Annotated in this window: 25 protein-coding genes; 15 read left to right on the top strand and 10 right to left on the bottom strand. The window is 56.2% G+C overall.

Features of this window, described 5'->3' with window-relative positions:
• Positions 1-88: 88 nt before the first annotated feature.
• Positions 89-2,386 (bottom strand): beta-glucosidase BglX, encoded by a 2,298-nt coding sequence (gene bglX / locus F8R23_RS10780; protein WP_151415611.1) that lies wholly within the window; start codon positions 2,384-2,386, stop codon positions 89-91.
• Positions 2,387-2,502: 116 nt separating this feature from the next.
• Positions 2,503-3,432, bottom strand: a complete 930-nt coding sequence (locus F8R23_RS10785; protein WP_129935615.1) for a LysR substrate-binding domain-containing protein — start codon at positions 3,430-3,432, stop codon at positions 2,503-2,505.
• Positions 3,433-3,550: 118 nt separating this feature from the next.
• Here F8R23_RS10785 and F8R23_RS10790 point away from each other — a divergent pair, with 118 nt between their 5' ends.
• Positions 3,551-4,705: a pyridoxal phosphate-dependent aminotransferase gene (locus tag F8R23_RS10790; protein WP_129935617.1), complete on the top strand. Its 1,155-nt coding sequence runs from the start codon at positions 3,551-3,553 to the stop codon at positions 4,703-4,705.
• Between the two features lie 41 nt (positions 4,706-4,746).
• On the top strand, positions 4,747-5,526 hold the full coding sequence (locus F8R23_RS10795; protein WP_012005802.1) for an ABC transporter substrate-binding protein: 780 nt from the start codon (positions 4,747-4,749) through the stop codon (positions 5,524-5,526).
• Positions 5,527-5,563: 37 nt separating this feature from the next.
• Here F8R23_RS10795 and ddlA read toward each other — a convergent pair whose 3' ends face one another.
• A complete protein-coding gene (ddlA, locus tag F8R23_RS10800) occupies positions 5,564-6,667 on the bottom strand; it encodes a D-alanine--D-alanine ligase (RefSeq protein WP_129938537.1) in 1,104 nt (367 codons plus the stop codon).
• A 169-nt stretch (positions 6,668-6,836) separates the two neighbouring features.
• Here ddlA and F8R23_RS10805 point away from each other — a divergent pair, with 169 nt between their 5' ends.
• From F8R23_RS10805 to F8R23_RS10820, 4 genes are all read left to right on the top strand, one after another.
• Positions 6,837-7,040, top strand: a complete 204-nt coding sequence (locus F8R23_RS10805; RefSeq protein ID WP_099065213.1) for a ParD-like family protein — start codon at positions 6,837-6,839, stop codon at positions 7,038-7,040.
• Positions 7,037-7,831, top strand: a complete 795-nt coding sequence (gene map / locus F8R23_RS10810; protein WP_112350153.1) for a type I methionyl aminopeptidase — start codon at positions 7,037-7,039, stop codon at positions 7,829-7,831. The genes F8R23_RS10805 and map overlap by 4 nt, the downstream gene beginning before the upstream one ends.
• A gap of 117 nt (positions 7,832-7,948) precedes the next feature.
• Entirely contained in the window at positions 7,949-9,667 is a 1,719-nt protein-coding gene (dld, locus tag F8R23_RS10815; protein ID WP_129938538.1) for a D-lactate dehydrogenase, read from the top strand.
• 381 nt (positions 9,668-10,048) lie between these two features.
• Positions 10,049-10,900, top strand: a complete 852-nt coding sequence (locus tag F8R23_RS10820; RefSeq protein WP_129935623.1) for a DMT family transporter — start codon at positions 10,049-10,051, stop codon at positions 10,898-10,900.
• A gap of 54 nt (positions 10,901-10,954) precedes the next feature.
• Here F8R23_RS10820 and F8R23_RS10825 read toward each other — a convergent pair whose 3' ends face one another.
• Complete coding sequence (locus tag F8R23_RS10825) at positions 10,955-11,545, bottom strand: Yip1 family protein (RefSeq protein ID WP_099065209.1); 591 nt, start codon at positions 11,543-11,545, stop codon at positions 10,955-10,957.
• Positions 11,546-11,749: 204 nt separating this feature from the next.
• On the opposite strand from F8R23_RS10825, the gene F8R23_RS10830 reads away from it, so the two are divergent.
• From F8R23_RS10830 to F8R23_RS10850, 5 genes are all read left to right on the top strand, one after another.
• Positions 11,750-12,220, top strand: coding sequence for an acyltransferase (locus tag F8R23_RS10830; protein WP_151415612.1), 471 nt, complete (start codon positions 11,750-11,752; stop codon positions 12,218-12,220).
• Positions 12,217-12,759, top strand: a complete 543-nt coding sequence (locus F8R23_RS10835; RefSeq protein WP_099065207.1) for a GNAT family N-acetyltransferase — start codon at positions 12,217-12,219, stop codon at positions 12,757-12,759. Before F8R23_RS10830 ends, F8R23_RS10835 begins: the two co-directional genes overlap by 4 nt.
• Positions 12,760-12,863: 104 nt before the next feature.
• Positions 12,864-13,700, top strand: a complete 837-nt coding sequence (locus F8R23_RS10840) for a DUF1460 domain-containing protein (RefSeq protein ID WP_151415613.1) — start codon at positions 12,864-12,866, stop codon at positions 13,698-13,700.
• A gap of 133 nt (positions 13,701-13,833) precedes the next feature.
• Complete coding sequence (locus F8R23_RS10845; RefSeq protein WP_129935631.1) at positions 13,834-14,646, top strand: MetQ/NlpA family lipoprotein; 813 nt, start codon at positions 13,834-13,836, stop codon at positions 14,644-14,646.
• A gap of 136 nt (positions 14,647-14,782) precedes the next feature.
• Entirely contained in the window at positions 14,783-15,808 is a 1,026-nt protein-coding gene (locus tag F8R23_RS10850) for a MerR family transcriptional regulator (protein ID WP_151415614.1), read from the top strand.
• Positions 15,809-15,814: 6 nt separating this feature from the next.
• Here the strand turns inward: F8R23_RS10850 and F8R23_RS10855 are convergent, their stop codons facing one another.
• A complete protein-coding gene (locus tag F8R23_RS10855) occupies positions 15,815-16,693 on the bottom strand; it encodes a LysR family transcriptional regulator (protein WP_129935634.1) in 879 nt (292 codons plus the stop codon).
• A 98-nt stretch (positions 16,694-16,791) separates the two neighbouring features.
• On the opposite strand from F8R23_RS10855, the gene F8R23_RS10860 reads away from it, so the two are divergent.
• Both F8R23_RS10860 and F8R23_RS10865 read left to right on the top strand, forming a co-directional pair.
• Positions 16,792-17,721 (top strand): DMT family transporter, encoded by a 930-nt coding sequence (locus tag F8R23_RS10860; RefSeq protein ID WP_244953387.1) that lies wholly within the window; start codon positions 16,792-16,794, stop codon positions 17,719-17,721.
• A 101-nt stretch (positions 17,722-17,822) separates the two neighbouring features.
• Complete coding sequence (locus F8R23_RS10865; protein ID WP_151415615.1) at positions 17,823-18,368, top strand: GNAT family N-acetyltransferase; 546 nt, start codon at positions 17,823-17,825, stop codon at positions 18,366-18,368.
• 32 nt (positions 18,369-18,400) lie between these two features.
• Here F8R23_RS10865 and F8R23_RS10870 read toward each other — a convergent pair whose 3' ends face one another.
• The 5 genes from F8R23_RS10870 to F8R23_RS10890 all read right to left on the bottom strand — a co-directional run bounded on the left by F8R23_RS10870 (position 18,401) and on the right by F8R23_RS10890 (position 23,164).
• On the bottom strand, positions 18,401-19,324 hold the full coding sequence (locus F8R23_RS10870; RefSeq protein ID WP_129938545.1) for a DUF808 domain-containing protein: 924 nt from the start codon (positions 19,322-19,324) through the stop codon (positions 18,401-18,403).
• A gap of 84 nt (positions 19,325-19,408) precedes the next feature.
• Entirely contained in the window at positions 19,409-19,816 is a 408-nt protein-coding gene (locus F8R23_RS10875; RefSeq protein WP_151415616.1) for a VOC family protein, read from the bottom strand.
• Between the two features lie 161 nt (positions 19,817-19,977).
• The gene (gene pbpG / locus F8R23_RS10880) at positions 19,978-20,907 is read right to left on the bottom strand and encodes a D-alanyl-D-alanine endopeptidase (RefSeq protein WP_129935642.1); all 930 of its coding nucleotides are present in this window, start codon (positions 20,905-20,907) and stop codon (positions 19,978-19,980) included.
• Positions 20,908-21,068: 161 nt separating this feature from the next.
• Entirely contained in the window at positions 21,069-22,172 is a 1,104-nt protein-coding gene (locus F8R23_RS10885) for an adenosylhomocysteinase (RefSeq protein ID WP_129938547.1), read from the bottom strand.
• A gap of 47 nt (positions 22,173-22,219) precedes the next feature.
• Positions 22,220-23,164, bottom strand: a complete 945-nt coding sequence (locus tag F8R23_RS10890) for a GlxA family transcriptional regulator (RefSeq protein ID WP_112350233.1) — start codon at positions 23,162-23,164, stop codon at positions 22,220-22,222.
• 91 nt (positions 23,165-23,255) lie between these two features.
• Between F8R23_RS10890 and F8R23_RS10895 the strand changes: the two genes are divergently transcribed.
• Positions 23,256-23,936, top strand: a complete 681-nt coding sequence (locus F8R23_RS10895; RefSeq protein ID WP_151415617.1) for a DJ-1/PfpI family protein — start codon at positions 23,256-23,258, stop codon at positions 23,934-23,936.
• Positions 23,937-23,986: 50 nt separating this feature from the next.
• Positions 23,987-24,550 carry a DedA family protein gene (locus F8R23_RS10900; protein ID WP_112350133.1) on the top strand — a complete coding sequence of 188 codons (564 nt, stop codon included), beginning with the start codon at positions 23,987-23,989 and terminating at the stop codon, positions 24,548-24,550.
• Positions 24,551-24,569: the final 19 nt, after the last annotated feature.

Consider the following 24,569-nt stretch of genomic DNA (forward strand, 5'->3'; position numbering starts at 1 on the left):
AAAATAGCCGGGGAATGAAACAAAACAGGTGGGCGTTAAACATCAACAAAACCCCTCTCCCACCGCAGCGAGAGAGGGCCAGGTATGATTACTTCAGCGTAAAGCTCTGCGACTGTACCTCGTCGGAATCCAGGCCGACAAATACATTAAACTTGCCCGATTCCGCGCCCCATTTCAGGCTGGCGTTATAGAACTTGAGATCCTCTTCGGTGATCGGCAACTCCACCTTCTGCGCTTGACCGGCTTTCAGCATCACCTTTTTAAAGTTACGCAGCTCTTTCACCGGGCGGCTGACCGAAGCCGTCACGTCCTGCAGATATAACTGCACCACGGTGGCACCATCATATTTACCGGTGTTTTTCAGCGTGACGCTGGCGGTGATTTTGCCGTTACGCGCCATCGTCGGGCTGGAGAGTTTCAGATCCGACAGGCTAAAGCTGGTATAGCTCAGACCGTAGCCAAAGGGATACAGTGGGCCGTTCGGTGAGTCAAAGTAGCGGGAGGTGTACTTGCCCGGGTTTTCCTTGCCGAACGGACGGCCGGTATTCAGATGGTTGTAGTACATCGGGATCTGCCCGACCGAGCGTGGGAAGGTCATAGGCAATTTGCCCGACGGGTTGTAGTCACCGAATAACACATCGGCCACCGCATGGCCGCCCTCGGTGCCACTGTACCAGGTTTCCAGCATCGCATCCGCCTGCTGACTTTCCCAGCTCAGCGCCAGCGGTCGGCCGTTCATCAGCACCAGCACCAGCGGTTTACCGGTGGCCTTCAACGCCGCGATCAGATCACGCTGGCTTTGCGGAATGGTAATATCGGCACGGCTGGAAGCTTCGTGCGCCATCCCCTGTGATTCACCCACGACCGCCACCACCACATCGGCTTTCTTCGCCGCCTGCACCGCTTCATCAATCATCTGCTGTGGCGGGCGGGTATCAAACACCACCGCCGGCTCATACTCGTTCAGATAGTCGATAATACTCTTGTCCTGAGTGACGTTGGCCCCCTTGGCGTAGAGGATTTTCGCCTTGTCGCCCACCGCCTGCTCCAGCCCCTGGCGGAGAGTCACTGACTGTTTGATCACCCCAGCCGCCGACCAACTGCCCATCACGTCACGCTGACTGTCGGCCATCGGCCCGACCAGCGCTATGGTGCTCTGCTTGCTCAACGGCAGCGTCTGCTTGTCATTTTTCAGCAACACCATGGTTTTACGCGCAATCACGCGCGCTTCGGCACGGTGCAAACGGCTTTCGGCATTGGTGTCCTGCGGATCGGAGCCGACCGGGCCAAGGTGGGTATAAGGGTCTTTAAACAGGCCCATATCATATTTGGTGTTCAGTACGTCGCGGCAGGCGCGATCGATGTCGCTTTCCGATACCAGCCCGTCTTTGACCAACCCCGGCAGGTATTGGTCGTAATATTCGTCGCTCATGCTCATGTCGACGCCGGAAGTGATTGCCAGCCGCACCGCATCACGTGCGTCTTCAGCCACGCCGTGTTTGATCAGCTCTTTAATCGCGCCGTGGTCACTGATGGTGATGCCCTTGAAGCCCCACTGATCGCGCAGCAGGTCTTTCAACAGCCACGGGTTGGCGGTAGCCGGAATGCCGTTTATCGAGTTGAGCGACACCATAACTCCGCCGCTGCCGGCGTCCACTGCCGCCTTATACGGCGGCAGGTAGTCCTGATACATTCTCAGCGGGCTCATATCGACGGTGTTGTAATCGCGACCGCCTTCGGTGGCACCGTACAGTGCGAAGTGTTTCACGCTGGCCATGATGGAACCGGGTTTGGACGGGTCACCGTTTTGATAGGCATCCACCATCACTTTGGCAATTTTGGACACCAGCCAGGTATCTTCCCCGAAACCTTCCGAGACCCGGCCCCAGCGCGGATCGCGGGTGATATCGACCATCGGCGAGAACGTCATGTTCAGACCGTCGTCACTGGCTTCCTGCGCCGATACACGGCCGCTGAGCGCGATGGCTTCGAGGTCAAAACTGGCCGCCAGCCCCAGGCTGATTGGGAACACGGTGCGTTGACCATGCACCACGTCGTAGGCGAAGAATAACGGGATTTTCAGGCGGCTGAGCTGCATGGCCTGATCCTGCATGGCACGGATATCCGGCCGGGTAACGGTATTGAAGATGGCGCCAATCTGCCCTTTGCTGATGCCGTCGCGGATAGCCTCTTTCGGGTTATCCGGCCCGACGCTGATTAGGCGCAACTGGCCAATTTTTTCGGCCAGCGTCATCTGTTTCATCAGGTTGGTTACGAAGGCATCGCGCTGCTGGGCATTAACGCCCTGGATCACGGCGCTTTCCTGCGCAAAAACCGGGCTGATGGCCAGACCGGACAACATACTCACCACACAAAGCCATTTCATATTATTTGATCTCAGGCATGTTCCCGCCGCAGGCGGCGACGGAGATGATTTATCAACGTGAAAAGGCAGTGTGCCATACTCCTTTTCAGCGCAGAAATAATTTGTAATGTTAAAAGTTACAAGCTGTTAGCGAAGACCGGTCGATAGTTTTGCAGCCTGGCGCGGCTTTGCTCCGCTTCATCACTGAGGAAATTGACCAGTTCGGTTAATGCCTGCGGCACCACCGCCCGTTCAGGATAGACCAAATAGTAAGCCGCACCGCTGACCACGCTGAGCGGGAACGGCGTGACCACACGCCTCGCCTGAATATCTTCTTCCAGCAGGCACAGATCGCCGATGGCAATACCAAAGCCTTGCAGCGCAGCGCTCATCGCCAGATCGAGCGTATCGAAATGCTGCGCCTTGCCGGATGGCAATGCCTCGACCCCCGCCGCCTTCAGCCACAACAGCCAGTCGCGGCGATCGCGCGTGGGATGCAACAGGGTTTTCTCCGCCAGATCGGCTGGCGTGGGTGGGCGTGACAAATCGGGCAAATAAGATGGCGTGCAGACCGGCGTCAGAATTTCATCGAACAGATGATGAACCCGCAATTTTTTGGCCTGTGGCTGGCCGAACACCACCGCGGCATCAAAATGTTCTGCGCCAAAATCCAGCCCGTGCGATACCGAAGCGGTTAGCTCAATATGCATTTCCGGCCGTTCATTTTGCAGCCGGATAATACGCGGCAGCACCCAACGCATGGCACAGGTCGGGCATTTGATGCGCAAGGTACCCGGCTGCGCCCCGACTCGCGCCAATGCTTCATCCAACTGCCCAAGCGCCTGCTGCACCGGTGCCAGCAGCATCACGCCCTGTGGAGTCAGCGTCAGGCCGCGCGCCCGGCGGCTAAACAAAGGGTATCCCAGATGCTGCTCCAGCCCGAGGATCTGTCGGCTGACCGCGCCCTGCGTCAGGTGCAGGCTCTGGGCGGCATGGGTGAAATTAAGCCGTTGCGCCACCACCACAAAGGTTTTCAACACGTCGAGGGAAGGTAAAGACATTGACATAACAGCCTCTCAAGCCATGAGATTAACTCATGGCGAGTATGACAAACTTTCCCTTGTTGGCCTACCCTAAGTGATGCTTAATCAAACCATACTTCCCTCGTTTCCCCTGGAGCCACTCATGCAGAGCGCCTGCTCACACCGCTCGAAGTTGCCGGACGTCGGCACTACGATTTTCACCGTTATCGGCCAGCTCAGCGCCGAACACCAGGCCCTGAATCTGTCGCAGGGGGCACCGAACTTCGCCTGTGAACCTCAATTGGTTGAAGCGGTGGCGCAAGCCATGCGCGCAGGTCATAACCAATACGCACCGATGAGCGGCGTGGCGGCATTACGTACCGCGCTGGCAGACAAAGTTGAACGATTGTATGGCGCACGCTATGACGCCGACGAAGAAATCACGGTCATTGCCAGCGCCAGCGAAGGATTGTATTCCGCCATCAGCGCGCTGGTGCATCCGGGCGATGAGGTGATTTATTTCGAACCGGCGTTCGACAGCTATGCGCCGATCGTACGCTTGCAAGGCGCAACACCGGTAGCGATCAAACTGTCGCTGCAGGACCTGCATATTGACTGGGACGAAGTCGCCGCCGCCATCAACAGCAAAACGCGAATGATCATTGTTAATAGCCCGCACAACCCGACAGGCAGCGTATTCGGCGAACATGATATTGAACGCCTGACCGCCCTGACGCGCAATACCGATATCGTCATCCTGTCCGACGAGGTCTACGAACACGTGGTGTTCGACGATGATATTCACCACAGCATGGCACGCCACCCTCAGTTGGCTGAACGCAGTGTGATCGTTTCGTCGTTTGGCAAAACCTACCACGTGACCGGCTGGCGCGTCGGTTACTGCATGGCGCCGGCGGCGCTGATGGACGAGATCCGCAAGGTGCACCAGTTTATGGTGTTTTCCGCCGATACGCCGATGCAGTACGCCTTTGCCGAAGCGCTGGGCAACCCGCAAAGTTATCTGGGACTGGCGGCCTTCTATCAGCAGAAACGTGATTTACTGGCGAACGCACTGCAGGATTCACGCTTTGAATTACTGCCCAGCCGTGGCAGTTTCTTTATGCTGGCCCGCTTTAGCGGTTTCAGCAGCGAAAGTGACAATGACTTTGCGGTGCGTCTGATCCGTGAGGCCAAGGTCGCGACTATCCCGCTGTCGGCGTTTTACAGCGACGGCACTGATACCGGCATCATCCGACTGAGTTTTTCAAAAGATAATGAGACCCTGCTGGAGGGCGCACGCCGTCTGTGTCAGGTATAACGCAGTTATTTTTGCTTTGACCATGGGAAAAGGGCTCTACTATGAAATCACTGAAAACGTTGATCGCCGCAGGCTGCCTGCTGGCCGCCGGTTCCACGCTGGCGGCGGAAAATACCCTGCGCTTCGGCCTGGAAGCGCTGTATCCCCCGTTCGAATCCAAATCCGCCAGCGGTAAGCTGGAAGGCTTTGATATCGATCTGGGCAACGCGGTGTGTGCCGCTGCCCAGTTAAAATGCAGTTGGGTCGAAACCTCGTTCGACAGCCTGATCCCGGCGCTGAAGGCACGCAAGTTCGACGCCATCAACTCGGCGATGAACGTCACCGACCAGCGTCGTCAGGCGATAGACTTTACCGATTCAATCTATCAGGTGCCGAACCGCCTGATCGCCAAGGCTGACAGCGGTCTGCTGCCAAACGCCACCTCGCTGGCGGGCAAACACGTTGGCGTGTTGCAAGGCTCGATTCAGGAAACTTACGCCAAGGCCCACTGGGCGCCGCAGGGTGTAGACGTGGTGTCCTATCAGGATCAGAACCAGGCTTATCTCGACCTGACCGCCGGGCGTCTCGACGCGACGCTGGTAATGGCACCGTCAGGGCAAAGCGGTTTCCTGGCACATCCGGACGGTAAGGGCTTCGCCTTTGTCGGCGATGCGGTCAGCGATGACAAGATCCTCGGTGAGGGCATTGCCTTCGGCCTGCGTAAGGGTGATGACGCACTGAAGAAAAAGCTGAATGAGGCGATCGTCAAAGTGAAGCAGCAAGGTACCGTGAGTGAGCTGGCGAAGAAATATTTTGGCGATATTGATGTGACAGTGAAGTAAGAAATCAGGGGCGAAAATCTATTCGCCCCTGATTGTTTTACCGATCAAACACCGAGCTGTTCAGTGCACAGTCCTGCTGATGACGCTCCAGCGCCAGTTCAATCAGGCAGGTGATCAGTTGGCTGTAGCTGACGCCGCTGGCGGCCCACAGTTTGGGATACATGCTGATATTGGTGAAGCCCGGCAGCGTGTTGATTTCGTTGATTACCACGTTGTTGTCTGGCGTCAGGAACACGTCGACACGCGCCAGACCGAAACACTCGAGCGCCCGGAATGCTTTCAGCGCTACATCGCGGATTTTATCACTCACTTCCGGCGCAATCGCCGCCGGCACTATCACCTGAGCGCCCTGCTCATTGATGTATTTGGTGTCGTAGGAATAGAAGGCGTCGCTCAGTACGATTTCGCCACACAGGCTGGCCTGAGGTTCATCGTTACCCAATACCGCGCACTCGATTTCACGGCCGACAATCGCCGATTCCACCAGCACTTTATGATCGAAGCTGAACGCCAGCGCCACCGCAGCCTCATAGCCGGCGCGATCCTGCACCTTGCTGACCCCCACCGAAGAGCCCTGGTTAGCCGGTTTCACAAACAGCGGCAGACCCAGGCGTTCACTGAGTTGTTCAAAACTGTATTTAGCGCGGTTGTTGCGCGTCAGCGTCACAAAAGGCGCCACCGCCAACCCGGCATCACGCAACAGACGTTTGGTGACGTCTTTGTCCATGCTAACCGCTGAACCCAGCACACCGGCACCGACAAACGGCAGGTTGGCCATCCGCAACAGTCCCTGCAACGAACCGTCTTCCCCCAGCGTGCCGTGCACAATGGGGAACACCACATCGACCTGGCTCAGCGCACCGGCGTTGCCTGACTCGATCAGCTGCTGCTTTTCCTGGCCGGGGATCAGCGCCACATTTTTATTTGAGCGGTTCAAGGCAATCAGCGCCGGGTTTTCCGCATTCAGCAGGTAATTGGACGCATCGTTAATGTGCCATTGCCCCTGCTTGTCGATCCCCAGCAGCGTGACGTCAAACTTGTCTTTGTCGATTGCATCCACAATGTTTTTTGCCGACTGCAGCGAAACCTCATGCTCCGCCGATTTACCGCCAAAGATCACCCCAACACGTAATTTGCTCACGCCCTAAATCCTTCTGAAAAATCAGTGCAAAAAAGTCGTTTATCACAATAAACGCATTGCCCGACGGCGGCAATCATTGTGACCCGGAATCTTCCTATGCCACAGAAAGCAAAATTCGCACCATCCAAACCATATACAATTCGTATATAAATCGCTTATGGAGCAGCCTATGGGCATAGTAAAAATTTCAGACGCACTGCATGACGATCTGCGCCTCGCCAGTTTGACGATGACGCGCTCGATCAACGCGCAGGCGGAATACTGGATCAAAATCGGCATGTTGGCGGAGTTCCATCCGGAACTGACCTACCCGCAACTGGTAAAAAAAATGATGAAAGATAACGCATTGACCTTGAAGGAGATTATCGGGTGAAAGAGATTGTGATCAAAACGTCGGAAGAGATTGCCAAAATGCGTCACTCTGGCGCCCTGCTGGCGCAGGTATTTGCTATGCTCGATAAGGTGATTGTCGAGGGCATCTCCACCATGGAGATCAACGACCGTACCGAGGCCTTTATCGTCAATGAGTTAAAATCGCGCCCGGCCAGCAAAGGGCAGTACGATTTTCCTTATGTGCTCAATACGTCGATTGACGACGTAATCTGCCACGGCATTCCGTCGGTCAGCAAAATTCTGCGTTCCGGCATGATCGTTAACGTCGACATCACGCTGGAAAACGACGGCTACATCGCCGACTCCAGCAAGATGTACTGCATAGGCCAGACCACACCGCTGGCCAAGCGGTTAGTGAATAACGTGTATGAATCGCTGTGGCAAGGCATCCGGGTGGTTAAGCCAGGGGCGACGCTGGGCGACATCGGCCATGCGATTCAGCAGCACGCCGAACAGGCCGGCTACAGCATCGTGCGTGAATACTGCGGCCACGGTATCGGTCGGGACATGCACGAAGAACCGGCGGTACTGCACTTTGGCCAGCCGGGTACCGGCATGGTGCTGCAGGAAGGTATGGTGTTTACCATCGAACCCATGATTAACCAGGGTGACCACCGGATTAAGCAGAAGAAAGACGGCTGGACGGTGGTGACTCGCGACAAAAAGCTGTCGGCACAATGGGAGCACACCGTGGCAGTCACCGCCGACGGCGTGGAAATCCTGACGCTGCGTGAAGAAGAGCGCCAGGCCGGTTACGCAGATCATTACTAAGTTAACAAGCTATTAGGCTGGCAAGTTAATAAACCATTAAATGATTACCCTACCAATTTCAGGTTGCCGCCAACAACGCGCGGCTTGAAAGACGACGGGTACCACAGGGAGATCGGCATGACGCAGTCCACCAGCGCGACCCACCAGGCGTTTCTCAATCAGCTCAAAAGTATCGTCGGCAGCCCGCAGTTGCTGACCGGCGAGCGTAGCACCGAACGTTATCGCAAAGGCTTCCGCTCTGGGGTTGGTCAGGCGCTGGCAGTGGTGTTCCCGACGCGCCTGTTGCAACTGTGGCAACTGCTGGAGGCCTGCGTCGCTGCCGACAAAATTGTCATCATGCAGGCGGCGAACACCGGTCTGACCGAGGGTTCAACGCCCAGCGGCAATGACTACGACCGTGATGTCGTCATTATCAGCACCCTGCGGCTCGATCACGTGCAGGTGCTGGACAACGGCAAACAGGTGGTCGGTTTCCCAGGCAGTACCCTCAATCAGTTGGAAAAACTCCTGAAGCCCTATGGGCGCGAGCCACACTCTGTAATTGGTTCCTCCTGCATCGGCGCTTCGGTGATCGGTGGCGTATGCAACAACTCCGGCGGCTCGCTGGTCAAACGCGGGCCAGCCTATACCGAAATGGCGCTGTACGCCCAATTGGGTGAAGACGGCCAACTGCGGCTGGTGAACCATTTGGGGATTAAACTTGGCGATACGCCGGAGGAGATCCTCACCCGACTGGAAAAAGGTGACTACCGTCCGGAAGATGTCGAGCACGGCGAGCTGCGCGCTTCCGACAACGAATACGCCAGCCGGGTGCGCGACGTCGATGCTGATACTCCATCCCGATTCAATGCCGACAAGCGTCGTCTGTTTGAGGCTTCCGGCTGCGCCGGCAAGCTGGCGGTATTTGCCGTGCGGCTGGACACCTTCGAGAAAGAAGGTAAAGAGCAGGTGTTTTATATCGGCACCAACAACACCGCTGTCTTAACCGAACTGCGTCGCCATATGCTTAGCCAATTCGACAACCTGCCGGTGGCCGGCGAGTACATGCACCGGGATATTTTTGATATCGCTGAAGTGTACGGCAAAGACACCTTTATGATGATCGACAAACTGGGCACCGATCAAATGCCCAGTTTCTTCACCCTGAAAGGCCGCATGGACGCCAGCCTCAACAAGCTGCCGCTGCTGCCGCACAACCTGACCGATCGGCTGATGCAGGGGCTTAGCCATCTGGCCCCCAGCCACCTGCCGAAACGGATGAAAGAGTACCGCGAACGCTTTGAACATCACCTGCTGCTGAAAATGGCCGGTCCGGGCGTTGAAGAAGCGCAGCAGTACCTGAACCAGTACTTTGCCCAGGCCGACGGCGAGTTCTTCGCCTGCACCCCGGACGAAGGCAAAAAAGCCTTCCTGCACCGCTTTGCCGCCGCCGGTGCTGCCGTGCGTTACCATGCAGTGCACGCCGACAAGGTTGAAGATATTCTGGCGCTGGATATCGCGCTGCGCCGCAATGACACCGACTGGTTCGAAACCCTGCCGCAGGAAATCGATAGCCAGCTGGTGCACAAGCTGTATTACGGCCACTTTATGTGCCATGTGTTCCATCAGGATTATGTGGTGAAAAAAGGCGTCGACAGCCATGCGCTGAAAGAGAAAATGCTGGCGATCCTCGACCAGCGCGGCGCGGAGTACCCGGCGGAACATAACGTCGGCCACCTGTACCCGGCCAAGCCCGATCTGCAGGCGTTCTACCGCTCTGCCGACCCAACCAACAGCTTTAACCCGGGCCTGGGCAAAACCAGCAAACGCAAACACTGGGCCGATAAAAAACAATAAGTTGACGTCTTCCGGTCAGTGCCGGCTCTCGGGGCCAGGCCACTGGCCGGATACTTTGTTAGTTTTATGTTGCACCGTCCGCCAGACTTCACTATCTTGAGAGAGTTAATCACTCCCTGCGTTCAGGAATATCAATGACTCAGTTTGCGCACATGAAAGATCCTGCGAACACGCGCCTTCCGGCCGTCGTTCTGCTGTGCGCATCCTCTGCCCCACCTGCCGTTTTCTCTGTCGTCTCTGCGGTTGCTGCTTACCCACCACGCTCTGTGGTTGTGCGCTAAGCCAAACCGAATTCTCACCTCCAGCTTTAATTGATTTACGTTCAGGCGAAGACCGCCGTGCGTACTGGAGTTTGTTAATTTCACGACAGGTGAAAACCAAATGCGATTTATTTCCCAATGGGCCAACGCCGGCCTGGCAACGCTATTCGTCCTGCTCTGGAGCAGCGGCGCTATTTTCTCTCGCTGGGGACTGGAGCATGCCTCCGCCTTTGCCTTTTTGTTCTTCCGTTGCGCTATCGCGCTGGCACTGCTATTGGCGATCGGCCTGTGGCAACGGCAATGCCTGCCCGTGCCCGGCACCCGACGCCGCGTGGCGCTGATCGGGTTGCTGATGATCGGCAGTTACCAGATATGTTATCTGTTGGCGCTGGAACAAGGCATTACTCCCGGCGTATTGGCGACGCTGCTTGGCGTTCAGCCGATCCTCACTCAGTTCATTACCGAACGCCGCTGTTCCGGGCTGCGCGGCCTTGGGCTGCTGCTGGCGATGGCCGGGTTAACGCTGGTGGTGTATCAAAGCCTGATGGTTGCGCACTTTTCGCTGCTCGGCATGCTGTGTGCCTTTGTCGCGCTAGGCTGCATGACCGCCGGTACGCTGCTGCAAAAAGGCCTGGCCCAAGCACCGCTGGCCGTGTTGCCGTTGCAGTACGCCGTCGGGTTGCTGATGTGTACGCTGGTGTTACCCTTTGAACCGCTGCGGGTCGATTGGAGTGTGGCATTTATCGTACCGCTGCTGTGGATGGCGGTGGTGATCTCGGTGTTGGCGACCTTTTTGCTGTACCGATTGATCCAACGCGGCAATCTGGTGCAGGTCACCAGCCTGTTTTACCTGATCCCGGCGGTAACCGCCCTGCTCGATTACCTGCTGCTCGGCCACGCGCTGGCTGTCGTTAGCATACTGGGAATGGCGGCGATTCTGCTTGGCGTGATGCTGGTATTTCGCCAATCCTGAATAGCAAAAGCCCCTCACGCCAGACCGGCGTGAGGGGCTAAATCAAAACAGATTTCAGAACAACCAGGAACCATACCCCCACAGCAGTACCGTGACCCCAAGCAGCAGCTCAAGCAACAGGATACCGATGGCAAAGGTGGAGCTGGAGAAGATAAACCCTTCCTTACTGTCGATATTCAGGAAGTGCGGGATGCCCAGATTCAGCAGATAGCCCGAATAGCACAGGCCAATCACGCCAACAAACAGACACAGCCACACGACGGGATAAAGCGCCACGATACCGCTGAGGAACATCGGGGTTGCGATATAACCGGCAAACACCATGCAGCGATGCAGGCTAGGGCGCACTTCATAACGCCGTGCCATCCAGTGGATCACTTTCCCCATAATGGCTACTCCCGCCAGCATCAACAGGTAAAAAGCGACCGCGGTATAGGATGCGGTGAACATATCGAGCCGGATAGCCTGTCCTTCGCCGGAGAGCCAGCCCAGTTGGGTGGTGCCGATAAAGGCACAGACTACCGGGATCAACGCCAGCAACAGCACATGGTGGGTGTAAAGGTGCGAGACGCTTTCGTTCTCGCTTTTAATGTGTTCGAACTCGGTGCTTGGATGCGCCAGAAGTCCCCAAACATGACTAACCATGAGACACCTCCTTCATCGCCGTAGGTCGCGATCGGCGAACGAATTTACCCCTCTGACGGATTGCTAACCGTACGAGGATTGCGGCCACGGGGCTCTCTCCCCTGTACTAATTATAGTCTTTCGCTGAAAAAGCGTTCGGAAAGCACAGACGTGGCGACAGTTTGTTTTATAATTCCCCCCTTCGTCATTGCCGTGAGGAATGTCATGTCATCCGCCATTCGTGTTCTTCAGGCCGGTATTGTCGATGTCGACGCCGGTCAAAACGTCACCGTCGTTCAGCCCTGTAATCTGTATGGCTGTAGACTTGGCGATGGGGTATTTGTCGGCCCCTTTGTCGAGATCCAGAAAAACGTCAGCATTGGCGCCCGCAGTAAAATCCAGTCGCACAGTTTCATCTGTGAATATGTCACTATTGGCGCGGATTGCTTTATCGGCCACAACGTCACCTTCGCCAACGATCTGTTTAAAGATGGCACCCCCAATGCCGACTCAACGAGTTGGGGTCGTACGCAGATTGGCGATCACGTTTCCATCGGCTCCGGTGCCAGGGTACTGGCGGTGGAGATCTGCAGTGGTGCGGTGATCGGTGCGGGTGCGGTGGTCACCAAAAACATCACCCGTAAAGGGATCTATGCCGGGAACCCGGCGCGTTTGCTGAGGGAGCTTGCCCCATGAGCCAGGCGATCCAAATTGCCCCGGTCACCCGTTTACCCGACGGCTACCTGACCGGCTGTGACTTTAGCTTTCATATTGCCCACTACGCCCAGCCGGTGTTCGACGCGCCGATCGACAACTGGCCGCTGCTGCCGGTCACCCCTTTTCGCAAGAACTACCCGCTGGCCCCGTTCGTCAATGACGAAAGCGAAACCTTTCTGGCCCGCCATCGCGGCGAGCCGGTTGGCCACATCACGCTGAGCAATAACTGGAACGGTTACGCGCTGATTGAGGAAATTGTGGTCAGCGCTCACGTACGCCGTTTGGGTGTCGCCACCGCACTGCTGGAAACTGCGCGGCAATGGGCGCAACGCCAGGAAACCGCCGGGTTGATGCTGGAAACGCAGAATACCAATCTGCCCGCCTGCCGCTGCTACCAAAGCTTTGGGTTTATCCTCGGCGGCATCGACCACCTGCTGTATCGCGCCCAGCCGGACATCGCCGATCACGAGATCGCCCTGTTCTGGTACCTGCCGTTTAACAGTGAAATCGGTTATTAAGCGTTAGCCAAACGTTGAGGCTATGTTTAACTATTAACCACCCTGGCCATGGTGAGAACTGTTATCATTTGTATGATAACGTGCCGAAACCATTGGAGGGTAAAATGTACAAGGTTGTTTCATTGATATTGGCTATTGCGCTTAGCGGCTGTACCGATAAAATTCAGGTTGGGCAAACGCCTGAACCCATCACTACCCCACCAGCAGATCTCAAGGCCAGCATGGAAAACCGCACGTTAAACAAACTCAATCAGCTTCTCGCCCTGCGCGCCGCCGCGCCGACAGAGCAGCAGCAGGATAGCGGTCGCATGATCGATCTGCTGTCCCGGCCCTTTCTCGGTACGCCCTACGTTGCCAATATGCTGGTTGGCTCGCAAGATACGCCGGAAAAACTGGTGATCGATTTCCGCGGCCTGGACTGTTTTACCTATATTGATTATGTTGATGCCCTGCGTCAGGCAGAGAACCAGACAGACTTTGTCCAGCGGCTGATTAGCATCCGCTACGTCAAGGGCGATATCAACTTCCAGCATCGCAAACATTTCTTCAGCGATTGGTCGCATCAGGCAAAAACCAACGCAACGGACATCACCGCCACGCTTAGCCCACACACCGCAACGTTGGTGAAAAACCTGAACCAAAAAGCGGATGGCAGCAGCTATCTGCCGGGTCTGAAAAACGTTCAGCGCAGCATTACCTATCTGCCCAGCGATTTTATCGACGACAAGGTACTGGCCCAGTTGCACACCGGCGATTACATCGGCATTTACACCCATCTGCCAGGGCTGGACGTCACCCATACCGGCATCTATATCATGACCGAAAACGGCCCGGTGCTGCGTAACGCCTCTTCGCGCAAAGAAAATATGCAGGTGGTGGACTCGCCCTTTATGGATTACGTGCTGGCCACGCCGGGCATCGTGGTACTGCGCGCAAAATAAAAGTGCGCGATAAAACTTCCTGTTATTAGCTAGAAGCCTTTGTGCTGAGCAAGCATTTGACTTCCCCACGGGTTCAGGCTTAGCTAACAGCACAAAACCAACTGATTTAATTGTTTTTTTCAGGGAGAAGTCGATGACTCAAAGCTGGCGTTTCACCCCTCTGCTGGCGGCTTTCGCCGCCGTACTGGCGCTGCAAGGCTGTGAACAAAAAACCGATCAGAATCATATCAAGGTCGGGGTAATCAACGGCGCAGAGCAGGACGTGGCAGAGGTTGCCAAACAGGTAGCGAAACAGAAGTACGGGCTGGAGGTTGAACTGGTTGGTTTCAGTGGTTCGCTGCTGCCCAACGACGCCACCGACAAAGGCGAGCTGGATGCCAACGTCTTCCAGCATCGGCCGTTCCTCGAACAGCAGAATAAAGATCACGGCTACAAGCTGGTCGCGGTAGGCAATACCTTCGTGTTCCCGATGGCCGGCTATTCGAAAAAAATCAAATCGCTGAAAGAGCTGCAGGACGGCGCGGTGATTGCCATCCCGCTGGATCCCACCAACCTCGGCCGTGCGCTGCTGCTGCTGGAAAAAACCGGTCTGATTACGCTAAAGCCGGGTAAAGGATTGCTGCCGACTTCGCTGGATATTAGCGCCAACCCGCATAACTATAAGATTATGGAACTGGAGGGAGCGCAGTTGCCGCAGGTGCTGGACGATCCCAAAGTCACCGTAGCCGTCATCAGCACTACCTACATCAACCAGACCGGCCTGACGCCAACCAAAGACGGCATCTTTATCGAAGACAAGAACTCGCCGTACACCAATATCATCGTGACGCGTGAGGACAACAAGGATGCGCCGAACGTACAAAACTTCATCAAGGCCTACGAGTCAGATGAAGTGGCCAAAGCCGCAGAGAAAATCTTTAACGGCGGTGCCGTAAAAGGCTGGTAATCAACCCATTAATTTCAATTGCGGGTTCTATTAATAGAGCCCGTAACTTCCCCCGAAAATATCCTCATCTCGCCTATTGACCCTCACGCCACGTCAGGCTTTAGTATTCCTGCACGTACAAGGGAGGAGCACACTCATGCTATTAAAAGTTGGCGAACTGGCCCGCCGTTCCGGCATCACTGTCAGGACGCTGCATTATTACGACAACATTGGTTTGCTGGTTCCTTCTGCGCGTTCCGACGCCGGGTATCGCTTATATAATCGGGCTGACATCACCCGCTTGCACCATATTCAGGCGCTACGCCGCATGGGCGTTACGCTGGCGGAAGTCGGGGCAATTTTGGCTCGTTCAGGCATCGCACTGACCACGGTGATTGAGCAGCAAATTACCATGTTGGAACAGCAACTGGTGCAAACCGCCGCGCTACGCGATCGTCTGCAGCATATGCATGCGCAGCTCACCGCCGGGGATGAACCGGAACTGAACGACTGGCTGACTACGTTGGAGTTAATGACCATGTACGATAAATATTTTACCGCAGACGAGCTGGCGCAACTGCCCTTCTATCAGGCCGATCCGCTACGCAATCAGGAATGGGACGAACTGGTCGCTAGCATGCGTCAGATGATCGACAGCGGGGTGGCACCGCAAGCACTGCAGGCCCAGGCTCTGGCCCGACGTTGGATGCTGATGCTGGAACGCGATACTGCGGGCAACCCTGCGTTCCTCACCCGGCTTAACGCCATGCATGTCGATGAACCCTCAATGCGCGAACAAACCGGTATCACCCCGGCGATAACTGACTATGTGACCCGGGCATTTGCCGAAACCAAGCTTTCGATCTATCAGAAATACCTGTCGGCAGAAGAATATGCCTATGTACGTCAACACTACTTTACCCGCCTGCAGGAATGGCCGGCGTTAATCGCCCAATTCCATCAGGCACTGAATGAGGGTGTGCCAGCAGAGTCCGAACAGGCAAGACAACTGGCGGCGCAATGGCTTGAGCTGTTCCAGTCCTATGCCGGTAACGATCCTGCCACCCAAATGAAAATTCGCCAGGCTATGGAGCGGGAGCCAACACTCACCGAGGGCACCTGGCTGACCCCGCCGTTGCTGCGTTATTTGCAGCAGGCGGTGGCACAGTTAATGCGCGGTTAAACCCGCTCAGCTCAGGTTATCCACCAGCCGGGTGATACCCGCGACACCCGCGTAGCAGTCCAGCAAAAACGCCGTCACCGCGGCGATACCCGGTGCATGGCGAATGTCGTCATGCACCGTTAGCCAGATTTCACGTTGTAACGACTGCGCGGTTGCCAGAGGTTCAAGCCCCATTTCTTGCCCGACAAAATGCGGCAACAGCGCGATACCTGCACCGGCTGCCGCAGCCGCGGCCTGGATCATCAGATCGTTACTGCGCATGACCAGCGGGCGCTCTCCGGCTTGCTCCTGCAGCCACTTCTGCTGCACAGAAGCCACCCGCTCGTCGTGATAACCGATAAACCCCCGCTCTGCTTGCGGCGTCACCCGCAGATAGTTCGCATTGGCATACAGGCCAAACTCGACGGTACCAATTTTTCGCGTGACCAGGTCGCTTTCGCTGACGCGGCTAAGCCGAATGGCAATGTCCGCCTCACCACGCAGCAACGAAACGTTGGCCGTCTCCGCCAGCAGGATGAGGTGTAAATCCGGATAACGCCGCTGCAATTGGACAATGCGCGGCGCGATCAGCTTGAGCCCCATCACCGGCGGCACACTTAGCGTCACCTCGCCCGCGACGCCCTGTTGCCCATTAAGCGCGCTGCGGCTGATGGCAAAAGCGTTAAGCGTCATGCTGTCCCCCTGTGCCGCGATGCGTTGTCCATCGACGGTCAGCAAGTAGCTACGCGGACGGCGATCAACCAGTTTTAATGCCAGTGCCATCTCCAGACTGGCGATTCGCCGGGCAACGGTGGCGTGATCAACCTTCAAGCTGCGGGCCGCACCCGACAGCGATTTTTCACGGGCGAATACCATGAAATAGTGCAGATCTTCCCAATTAAACATGGGTGTTTTCTCACATCAATAGTGAACATATAGGGAATATTACCGCAAAGATTTAAGGCGCAAACTGTTTTTTGTTTACTTCGCCACCACAGGAAATCATGATGAAAAACTCGCTGCCGCTGGCCTATCTGGGCGTGATTATCGCCACCTTCTTCTGGGGCACCAACTTTAACGCCGGTGCCTATATCATCGCCCACCAGCCGCCAATCACCGCGTCGATTGAGCGTTTCAGCCTGGCGACGCTGGCACTCTTGCTGTTCTTCGGCCTGCGTGGGCAACTACGCCTCAGCACGTTGAAAAATAATTGGCCGGCTTACCTGGGGCTGGGTGTACTGGGTTTTACGCTATTCAATCTGTGCACTTTTTTCGGCCTGCAATCCACCACGCCGATCAACGGTGCACTGATCCTGGCCACTACGCCGCTGTGGACGCTGGTATTCGGCGTGATCTGGGAGAATGAAAAACTGAACGGATCGCGTATTGCCGGTCTGTTAGCCGGTTTTATTGGCGTGGTATTGGTGATTACCAAAGGCCAGATCCAAACGCTTTTACGGCTGGAAGTCAGCCCCGGTGACGGCATTATTTTACTCGGCAGCCTGGCCTGGGCGTTGAATATGGTGGGCACCCGCCGACTGGTGCACAACGCCACCGCCATCGAAACCACCAGCTACTCGATGCTGTTCGGTACCCTGGCCCTGCTACCGCTGGGGTTTATCTTCGAAAACCCGCTGCAAAGCCTGGCCACCGCCAGCCTCAGCGTACACCTGGCCGTGGTTTATCTGGCGCTATGCGGTTCGCTGTTGGCCTATCTGTTGTGGTTCAACGGACTGGAAAAAATAGGCTCGGTTCGCACTGCGATTTTCTTTAATCTGGCGCCGGTTTTCACTATGTTGGTGGCGACACTCACCGGTACTGCACCCAACATCTGGCAACTGGCCGGCGCAGCCTGGGTGATCCTCGGCGTACTGTTAGCCTCCGGCGTATTAATGCGCCTGACACAACGACGATCGGCTAGCGAGCAACCATAGGTTTCTCTTATCTTCAGCATAAGAAAGCCCAATTTACCTTGTCGACGTTGGCGGCGCATAATGCGCTTATCTTCTTATTTTTCAAGGTAAACAGGAACACTATGCCCCATACCACCCCGCTGATGCTTGTCGATGCCAAGCCAGACGACATGGTCACCGTACAGCAAATTTACACCCATCATGTGTTGTACGGTGCAGCATCGTTTGAAGAAGAGCCACCAACGCTGGAAGAAATGCAACAGCGGCTCAGTAAGGTGCAAGAAGCCGGGCTCCCCTGGTTGGTGGCCAAACGCGATAATCGGGTGGTGGGATACTGTTACGCCACCCCTTATCGGCCGCGTCCAGCTTACCGGTTTACCGTGGAGGAGTCGGTGTATGTCGCCGACGGGCAGCAAGGTCAGGGTATCGGCAAAGCCTTATTGGCAGAACTGATCGCCCGCTGCGAGTCAGGGCCCTGGCGCCAAATGTTAGCGACCGTCGGCAATGCCAAACACAATCAGGGTTCGTTGGCCCTGCATAAGAAACTGGGGTTTAGCAGCGTGGGCACGCTAAAGGCGGTGGGTTTTAAATTGGGCGAGTGGCGCGACACCCACATAATGCAACGCACCCTGGGCGAAGGTAGTGATGGGCTGCCGCACAATGGATAAACCGGGTGCAGAAGATGCACCCGGTGAAATTATCAGGCTTTTAAACGGCCACGAATGGCACCGAGAGCCGAAACCACCAGCAGCACCACGCCCCCGGCAATCAGGCCAAACACCACGTTGAGCAATGCAGGGATCACGCCTTGCAGGATCTGGCCGAAGGTCGGCACCACGGTGGCGTACGACGCCCAGTCCTCAAACAAATGGTGCACCGATGGCAGCCCGTGGGTCAGAATGCCACCCCCGACCATAAACATGGCGATGGTACCGACGATTGACAGCGTTCTCATCAGATAAGGAGCTGCACTGACAATGCCATTGCCAATAGAACGCACCAGCGCACTGCTTTTGCGGCTCAGATACAGCCCCAGATCGTCGAGTTTGACGATACCAGCCACGATACCGTAAACCCCCACCGTCATCACAATCGCGATACCACACAGCACGATCACCTGCTGGCTGAAGGTCGCCCCCGCCACGGTACCCAATGTAATGGCGATAATCTCGGCGGACAGCACGAAGTCGGTTCGTATTGCCCCTTTAACCTTGCGTTGTTCGTAGGCTGCCACATCCTCATTGGCATCCAGCGCCTCTTTTTTCTCTTCATCACCCGTTTGCTTGCTGTGGGTCAGGCTGTGGAACACCTTCTCAAAGCCCTCGTAGCACAGGTAAGCGCCACCCACCATCAGCAACGGTGTAATGGCCCAGGGGGCGAATGCACTGATCAGCAATGCCAGCGGAACCAGAATTGCCTTGTTGATAAACGACCCTTTGGCCACGCTCCACACCACCGGCAGCTCGCGATCGGCCTTTACTCCGGAAACCTGTTGCGCATTCAATGCCAGATCATCCCCCAATACCCCGGCGGTTTTTTTCGCCGCCATTTTGGTCATTAGCGAGACATCATCCAGCAGTGAGGCAATATCATCGATTAAAGTCAGTAAGCTACTTCCAGCCAAAACGGTTCATCCTTTTAAATTTAATTTAAACCTCTAGCTGTTTAGCATAGCGGCAACTGATTTTGAATAGGCTAAGTTCGAAGCTTATCCCCCCACATCTCCTGCCGGCACGTTCAATTGCCAGGACAAACCAAAGCGATCGTTTAACCAACCGAAACGAGCGCTGAAGCCATAGTCATCAATCGGCATCAACACTTCACCGCCCTCAGCCAGACGGGCGAAAACCCGCTCCAGCTCCGCGTCGGTGGCGAAATTAATGAAAAGTGACACCGCCGGAGTAAAGCCAAAATCATGGCTGACCGGACTATCGGTGAACACCAGGTTGTGCCGTTCAAAGTCGATGGTCGCATGCCTGACCCGTCGTGGCCCATCATCGCTCTCATCATAATGCTGCAACTGTTGAACCTTGAAACCGGCGAATAACTCGCTATAAAGATCAATAGCCTGCTGGGCCTGGCCCTGAAACATGACAAAAGTAGAAACTTTGCTCATAGGATGCCGTCCTCATGCACGATAGGGTATTTATTAATGATAGCGGATGGATTAGCAACGCGAATCTACCCAAGGTAATGGGAGATATCGCTGACGGCAAGGATAAGGCGGCATCAGGGAGAAATAACGGCCCGCAGAGACTCCGCAGGCCGCAGAACGGATTATTCGCTTTCGTTCTTCGCCAGACGAGCGTCTTTCTGACGACGATAGTCACGGGCAGCGGCCGGGATCGGCGTCACCTTACCGGTTTCGATCCAGGTGCGCAGGCGGTTGGCATCGGCAAAGTGGGTGTACTTGCCGAAGGCGTCCAACACCACCAGCGAGACTGAGCGACTGCCAATCATGGTACGCATTACCAGGCAATGCCCTGCTTCATTAGTGAAGCCGGTTTTGGTCAACTGGATGTTCCATTTCGGGTTGTACACCAGATGGTTGGTGTTACGAAACGGCAGCGTATAGTTCGGATCCTTGAAGCTGGCCATGCGTTCGGTGGTGGTACTGAGTTGGCCAATCAGCGGGTATTGCTTGGTCGCAATCAGCAGCTTGGTCAGGTCACGCGCGGTCGAGACGTTATGAATCGACAGCCCGGTCGGCTCCACGTAACGCGTGTTGGTCATGCCCAGGGATTTGGCTTTGGCATTCATCGCCTTGATAAAGGCGCCGTAACCGCCCGGATAATGGTGTGCCAGACTGGCAGCGGCGCGGTTTTCTGACGACATTAGCGCCAATAACAACATGTCTTTGCGGCTGATTTCGCTGTTCAGACGTACACGCGAATAGACCCCTTTCATCTCCGGCGTCTGATGAATATCCACCGACAGCATTTCATCCATCGGCAAATGGGCATCCAGCGTCACCATCGCGGTCATCACCTTGGTGATCGAGGCGATCGGCACCACTTCATCCGGGTTGCGCGCATACATCACATTGTGGGTCTGCATATCCACAACCATGGCGCTGCCGGAAGCCAACTCAGGCTGGCTGGCCCGAACGGCGGCGTTATTTTCGCTGGCCAGCGCGCGCGGCGCGATGCCTGCTCCTGCCTGCAATGCGAGCAGGGTTAGTACCAAAACACGTATTTTCACATGTATTACTCTGTGACGAAGAAGATGAAGGTCTTATTTGGCCGAATTATATGTGAGGGATCTGCAGTTGGCACTGGGATTATGCCAGTCGATTTGTGACAAATTCTGTCGGAAGGAAAATTGTTTAAACCGCGAGCGCTCTGGGATTAGCGCCCGCGAGGAAAAAGTTACAGTGCCGGTTGCCAGGCCGACTGAGGCAACAGGTATAAACCGGGTCCCTGACTGGCACCTTCACCCACAATATGACCAATGCCCGCCGCCATCACCGCCAGCGTCACATCAAAGGCATTCAGGCTATCGCCGTAGCCCGCCGTCAGGTTGAACATCGAGCCATTGGCCAGCAAATAGAGCGTTTTCTCTTCCAGTTGGTAGGCGTTTACAAACGGCATAGGCTCGCTGTGTGGCAGGCTTTGCAGGAAGCCAACGTCAATTTCCGCCGTCACATGGCCGACGTTGAGAATGAACACCCCATCTTTCGCCTGCTGCAGATGCCGTGCCGACAGCACATTTTTCGCCCCGGTCGCCGTGGCAATCACATCGGCCTGGCTAACTGCACTGGCCAGTTCGACCACCGCCCAACCGTCATAACGTGCCTGCAACGCCCGAGCCGGATCGATTTCCGCCACGATCACCTGTCCGCCGTAGGCTTTCGCCGCTGCCGCAACGCCCTGCCCAACCAAACCATAACCGATCACCAGTACACATTTTTCATGCAGCGTTAAATGGGTGGTCTGGAAGAAGGTATGCCAGGCGGTCAAACCGACCATGTGCCGATTATGCAGCCCTTCTTTCACCGGTAAGTCATCCCAGTTGAAGATCGGATAGCGCGGCGCCATGCCGTTCAGTCGGCTGATACCGGAGCCGGTGGCTTCCAGCCCGGCGATAATCTGCGGGCCATCGACTGACTGGTGCAGGCGAGTGGTCAAATCCGCCCCCATTTCGCACAGGTGGGTCGGCCCCCAGGCCAGTGCACGGTCAAAAGATTCGGACCAGTCGGCGTCGCTCATGTCCCGCCAGGCGTGGGCCTTGGCACCACGGCGCTCCAGCCAGGCAACCACGTCATCCTGTACCGTGGTCGGGTTGCAGGTAGTCAGATAAATCGCCGCGCCCTTGTCCAGCAGGCCCGCCACCAGCGGTGCCATTTTCAGATCCAGATGCATATTGCACGCCAGCCGCACGCCGTTTAAATCCGGCAGCGCAGCTACCGCCGCCCGGGTGCGTGGCATATGGCGCATCGCCCAGTCCAGTTCGCTCTCAAAATCCTGATACATCTGTTGCTCCTCTACTGCGCCGCGCCACCTGGGCACGGCAGAATGATTTAACCGGCGCGGCTCAGGCGCTTTATCGCCTGCGGCGACAGACCAAAGACGCGAATAAATGCCCGCCGCATCCGCTCCGGATCGCTAAACCCGACGGCACGGGCGATAACCTCCAGCGCTTCGCTGCCTTCTTCGATGCGCATTCTGGCCGCTTCAACCCGCAATTGCTCGATCACCTTGGCCGGTGTTTGGCCGGTTTCGGCACGGAATAGCCGGCCGAATTGGCGTTCACTCAGACAAGCTACGTCGGCCAGATCGGTCACCGTCAACGGCTGATGCAGGTGTTCGCGAGCATAAGACAGCGCGCTGCGGATACGGTCTGAAGACGGATTCAACTCCAGCAACAGCGAATATTGCGACTGCCCTCCCGGGCGGCGGTGATACACCACCAGTTGCCGCGCCACGTTGGCTGCCAGTTCGCTACCGAGATCTTCTTCCACCATCGCCAACGCCAGATCAATACCGGCGGTAATGCCCGCCGAGGTCCATATCGCACCGTCGCGCATATAAATGCGATTACTGTCGACGCGAATACGCGGATAGCCCTGCTGCAACCGGGCGGCATGGTACCAATGGGTGGTAGCCCGTTTACCGTCCAACAAGCCTGCTGCAGCCAGAATAAATGCGCCGGTGCACACGCTTGCCATACGTCGCGCCTGCAGGCTTTGCCGGTGCAGGAACGCCAGCAGTGCCGCAGACTGTGTGGCCACCACATTACCGCTGCCACCGGCAATCAACAACGTATCAAAGCGACTCTGATTAAACGCCTGTGTGAGTACTTCTACACCTGACGAGCTCGTCACGCTGCCGCCGTGCTCTGATAGTGGCAGGCAGCGGTAAGCCGGGGTCGCTGTAAACTGATTGGCGTTATCAAACGCCGCCAGTGGCCCGGCAAAATCCAGCAGGTTAAAACCGGGGAAGACCACAAAGCCGATATTTTTCATCATGGCGCTTTTTGAGGGTTATCCGTCATATCAGCCAAAAACAGGACGCTTATTATTACCCAAGTCAAATGACAAAACTGAGGCGAATATCATGTCTGAACCGTTAGTGATTGTTTTTCCGATCTATCAGGGTGTCACCCAGCTCGATTTCACCGGCCCACTGCAGTTTCTGCGCCACATGCCGGGCGCAGAGATTGTCGTTGCTTCGGTCGGTGGCGCAGATATCAGTGCCGAAGGATTGCACTTTACGCAGTTGCAGAAACTGGAAGAGGTCACGCACTGCGACGTGCTGTGCGTGCCGGGCGGTGCCGGTTGCACCCAGGCGCTGCAGAATGACAAATTTATGCGTCAGATCCGCCGTCTGGGGCCTGATGCCCGCTATTTGACTTCGGTGTGTACCGGCTCGCTGATCCTGGCCGCCGCCGGCTTACTGCAGGGCAAACGTGCCGCCTGTCACTGGTCAATGCGCGACAGCCTGGCGCTGTTTGGCGCCATCCCCAGCCAGGCTCGGGTTGAGCGCGACGGTAACATTATTAGCGGCGGTGGTGTGACGGCAGGCATCGACTTCGCTCTGGCGTTGATCGCTGAACTTCAGGATGAGGAAACCGCGCAAATGATCCAACTGTATCTGGAATATGCCCCGGCCCCGCCATTCCCCGGAGGAACACCGGAGCTGGCACCGGCCAATATTCTGGCGCGAGTACAGGCGCAGATGGCCAACACTCTGCCACAACGCCAGGCGCAGGTGGCGCAGATTGCCGCCCGCGGCTAGCACACAGGGCGTATACTTAGCCTTATGTGTTAGAGACATAGGGGATGGGAATGGCGGATTTAGCCCACTACATTACGGATTACGGCTACTGGGCACTGTTTATCGGCTGTCTGGCTGAGGGCGAAACCATCACGCTGCTGGGCGGTATTGCGGCGCATCAGGGGCTGCTGCATCTGCCTTGGGTAATCGCGGTGGTGGCGCTGGGTGGCACGCTGGGGGATCAGATATTATTTTTCCTCGGTCGCCGCTTCGGCGGGCAGGTAATTTCGCGCATGAAGAGCCAGGAAAAGCGCATCGAACGCGCCAGAAAGCTGATTGCTCGCCACCCTATGCTGTTCGTGATTGGCGTGCGATTTATGTATGGCTTTCGCATTATTGGCCCGGTACTGATCGGGGCCAGCAAGCTGCCGCCGTCGCGTTTTGTACCGCTGAATATTCTGGGCGCTATCCTGTGGGCGACGATCTTTGTGTTGCTGGGCTATTTCGGCGGTGAAGCGATCGCCCGCTTTATCTCGGGTTTCGACAAACGGCTAACCAGCGTGCTGTTTTGCGCGCTGGTGATTGCGGCCATCCTGTTGCTACGGTTTTGGTGGCGCCGCCGCCATGTCGACTAGCGTTATCGGTTTAGGCCGT

Origin of the sequence: Serratia proteamaculans (genome assembly GCF_008830365.1) — a bacterium.
Lineage (GTDB): Bacteria > Pseudomonadota > Gammaproteobacteria > Enterobacterales > Enterobacteriaceae > Serratia > Serratia proteamaculans.